General features: G+C 42.3%; 1 protein-coding gene. It reads right to left on the bottom strand.

From position 1 onward, the window contains the following. The coding region (gene rpsH, locus F0L74_RS34885) for a 30S ribosomal protein S8 (protein WP_149842266.1) at positions 1-195 on the bottom strand (195 nt) is incomplete at its 3' end. Positions 196-241: the final 46 nt, after the last annotated feature.

Genomic DNA, 241 nt, shown 5'->3' with positions numbered 1-241 from the left:
GAGATTTACAACAATCTTGCCAGCTCTGTGATCATCAACGATTTCAAACTCTCCGATGTAACCGTGCTTCATCATCACTGTTAAAAACTTAACGATGACTTTGGAACAGGGCCTGATGAGGACTTGTCTTTTCCCTCGCTTTTCAGCATTATGTATAGATTTTAAGGCGTCACTCAATACGTTCATACGCACCATGGCTAAGATTTAGCTCGCGCTTCGTAGCGAACCGAATTGACAGATA

The organism is Chitinophaga agrisoli, from assembly GCF_008386695.1.
GTDB classification, from domain to species: Bacteria; Bacteroidota; Bacteroidia; order Chitinophagales; family Chitinophagaceae; genus Chitinophaga; species Chitinophaga agrisoli.
This window is presented reverse-complemented; position numbering and strand designations above follow the sequence as displayed.